Source organism: Gammaproteobacteria bacterium (genome assembly GCA_016765075.1).
GTDB lineage: Bacteria > Pseudomonadota > Gammaproteobacteria.
Genome location: JAESQP010000060.1, coordinates 1 through 3375 on the forward strand (window position 1 = coordinate 1; position 3375 = coordinate 3375).

Consider the following 3375-nt stretch of genomic DNA (forward strand, 5'->3'; position numbering starts at 1 on the left):
CTCGGCATCTGTCACCGCAACATCGTTAAGCAAATCAACATCGACATCACGGGTATCAATTTTAATGCCTTCATTCACAGCATCACGCTCACGCAATGCAACCACTTCACCGGTTAAACGCAGAGTATTGCCATCGGCCGATAGCCAACCACGCGCTGCGTCAATAGTCCAGGGTGGTGTTTGCGCATTATAGATGACCACATGGGGCTGATCGACTGTCGCAGTTTGATCATCAGCGTAGTGCAATAAATGTACTGCAAGCATACGTTGGCGTGGAACGCCATCAGCATCCATGGCAACTGCTGTAAAATTTTCAATAGTAAAATCAGCAATATGAGGCACAGCAACGGCCTCAACTGCGTCAGGTGCCGGGGGGCGAATTTGGCCTCGCAACCAAAGGCTGATCAGCGTGAGCAACAACACCGCAATAAAAATTAAACTATTACTGCGATTAATTAATTGGCTCATGACGGGGTGCTGGACACTATATATGACTGCAATATCGTTTCAAGCTTACCCTGCGCATGAAGCAGCATTTCACAGGCCTCACGCGCAGCGCCAGCGCCGCCTTTTTTGGCTGTCACCCAGTCAGCATGTTCTAGCACCAAAGCATGGGCATCGGCTGTAGCAATGGCTAAACCGACTTGTGTCATCACTGGCAGATCAACAATATCGTCGCCCATGTAAGCCACTTGTTGCGGTGATAAATTTAGCTGCTCAAGCAATGCGTGATAGGCGGGGCGCTTATCACGCTGGCCTTGATGGACAAGAGAGATGCCGAGGTTTTCCATACGATATTTAACTGTTGCAGATTGACGGCCAGTAATAATAGCCATCTCAACACCCGCCTCATGCAGCATTTTAATGCCATGACCGTCACGCGAATGAAATGCCTTAGATTCGACACCCTTATCATCAAAATACAAACGGCCATCGGTTAATACGCCATCGACATCAAAAATCAGCAAACGAATTTTTTCGGCGCGCTGAATAACATCATCAGAAAGTTCCAACGTAAAGTTCTCCTTAAAGAAGCTCTAAACAGATCATGATTATTCGAAACTTCCTTAGACTACGCCTGCTTTTAATAAATCATGCATATTAAAAGCACCCACAATCTTGTTATCTTCATCTGTTACTGGAAAAGAGTTGATCTTATACTGCTCCATAATCTGTAAGGCTTCGGCAGCAAGTATACTGGCGACTACTGTTTTACACTTAGGCGTCATTACGTCTTTGACCTTGGCATCACGCATATCCGCATCTCCATCAAGCAAGCGTCGCAGATCACCATCGGTAATTAAGCCAGCAACCTTGTGATCGTCATCAACAATAATCGTCATACCCAAACCTTTTTTGCTCATTTCCAATAACGCATCATGAAAGCTGGCATCCTCTTGCGTCATCGGTATCGCATCACCCGTACGCATAACATCAGCAACATGCAGTAATAATCGCCGCCCCAAGCGCCCACCTGGGTGTGAGCGAGCAAAATCATTTGCCGTAAAATCACGCGCCTCTAATAAAGCGACGGCCAATGCATCGCCCATCACCAAGGTTACTGTAGTGCTCGATGTTGGCGCCAAACCTAAAGGGCAAGCCTCTTCTTCTATAGCAATATTCAAATGAACATCCGCTAACTCAGCAATAGTTGAGGCGTGATTGCCCGTCATCGCAATCAATGGCACATGCAAGCGCTTGATAATAGGCAGTATGGTGACAATCTCGTCAGTTTCTCCGGAATTAGAAATTGCCAACACAACATCACTGGCGGTAATCATACCAAGATCACCATGACTGGCTTCACCCGGGTGAACAAAAAATGCCGGTGAACCGGTGCTCGCCAAGGTCGCTGCGATTTTATTACCAATATGGCCTGACTTACCCATACCTAACACAATAATACGGCCTTCACACGCGAGCATTAACGTACAGGCGCGGACAAAATCATCGTCGATGCGCTGTTTTAACAAGGCCACCGAACGCATTTCCGTGTCGATGACTGCTATCGCCAACTGCTTTAGTTTTGTTTTATCCATTTAATTTTATTAGGCCGTCGCCACAACCAGCGATTGATAGTAAATAAACACCATATAGGCAACAAAGACAGCAAACAATACCGCGCCTTCCCAGCGCATAATATAACCCGTTTTACGGAGACCCATCGCCATTAAAAATAAAGCCACTGTCAGCGCCAAGGCTATCGGTGCGTCACGATAAAGGACTTCTGCAGGAAAGGAGCCTGGCGCGAACAAGGCAGGCATCGCCAACACCAAAAGAAAATTAAAAATATTGGAGCCAACAATAGCGCCAATGACTAAGTCATACTCACCCTTCAGCGCACCGGTCACAGACGCCGCCAACTCTGGCAGACTCGTACCAATAGCAACTATTGATAAACCAATAACCAGATCACTAACACCCATTGCTTGGGCTATATTGACCGCGCCCCAAACTAATAGTTTGGCACTGATAACCAGGACGATAAGCCCCACCACCAACCACACCAAGGCTTTGGCTATCGAACCCTGCTTTTTTAATTCCTTATCAAAATCGGTTTTAATCGGATCATTAGCACCCGCGCTGCGCGACAAACGTATTAAAATGCCCATCACCACAACCAAGCCTATCAGCAACAACACGCCATCTAACTGACCCAGTGTGCCGTCAAATATCAACGCGATTACTACCACGTTAATCAGCAGCAAAATCGGCAACTCTCGGCGCAACGTTGCCGAATGAACTGCCAACGGTGCTACCAACGCCGTCACCCCTAGTACTAATGCAATATTAGCAATATTGGAGCCATAAACATTACCAATAGCGAGCCCGGGATTGTTTTGTAAGGAAGCAGACAAAGCTACCAGCATCTCAGGTGCCGATGTGCCAATGCTCACTATAGTGAGCCCAATTAGAATAGGCGGCACTTTAAAATGTACCGCAGTTTGCGCAGCACCAAAAATAAACCGGTCTGCACTCCAGACGAGGAACACAAGGCCTACTACAATGGCAGCAATAGACAGCATCATATTGGCTTAACGCCAAAATTTAAAAATATACCCACAAAAATCACCAAGCCAAACCAATTATTATTTAAAAATGCCCGAAAACAGCCTGCTGTATCACGATTGCGTGTTAACCATTGCTGATAGAGTGCAAACAATGCTGCCGCCAATAAACCAATGTAATAGACAGCGCCAGCAGCAATTAAATTGCCCGCCAGCAGTAATATCACCAACACCAAACCATGTAACACGACGACCATAACACGGTCATAACAACCAAATAATATTGCCGTTGATTTAATGCCTATGCGTAAATCATCATCGCGATCGACCATGGCGTAAAAGGTATCGTAGGCGATTGTCCATAAAA

Annotated in this window: 5 protein-coding genes; all 5 read right to left on the minus strand. The window is 46.3% G+C overall.

The annotated features are described in order from the left end of the window. Positions 1-468 (minus strand): LPS export ABC transporter periplasmic protein LptC (lptC, locus tag JKY90_03690; GenBank protein MBL4851368.1); only part of this gene is annotated, 468 nt, incomplete at its 3' end. Then, on the minus strand, positions 465-1013 hold the full coding sequence (kdsC, locus tag JKY90_03695) for a 3-deoxy-manno-octulosonate-8-phosphatase KdsC (protein ID MBL4851369.1): 549 nt from the start codon (positions 1011-1013) through the stop codon (positions 465-467). The genes lptC and kdsC, both read right to left, overlap by 4 nt. A gap of 54 nt (positions 1014-1067) precedes the next feature. Beyond that, positions 1068-2039: a KpsF/GutQ family sugar-phosphate isomerase gene (locus JKY90_03700; GenBank protein ID MBL4851370.1), complete on the minus strand. Its 972-nt coding sequence runs from the start codon at positions 2037-2039 to the stop codon at positions 1068-1070. Positions 2040-2048: 9 nt separating this feature from the next. Continuing rightward, the gene (locus JKY90_03705) at positions 2049-3029 is read right to left on the minus strand and encodes a calcium/sodium antiporter (GenBank protein MBL4851371.1); all 981 of its coding nucleotides are present in this window, start codon (positions 3027-3029) and stop codon (positions 2049-2051) included. Continuing rightward, positions 3026-3375, minus strand: a 350-nt coding sequence (locus tag JKY90_03710) for a UbiA family prenyltransferase (GenBank protein ID MBL4851372.1), incomplete at its 5' end; no start/stop codon positions are given. The genes JKY90_03710 and JKY90_03705, both read right to left, overlap by 4 nt.

What these genes read in the sequence shown, in the direction of transcription:
- JKY90_03700 (MBL4851370.1), bottom strand. Translation starts at nt 2,039, where the DNA reads ATGGATAAAACAAAACTAAAGCAGTTGGCGATAGCAGTCATCGACACG.
- JKY90_03705 (MBL4851371.1), bottom strand. Translation starts at nt 3,029, where the DNA reads ATGATGCTGTCTATTGCTGCCATTGTAGTAGGCCTTGTGTTCCTCGTC.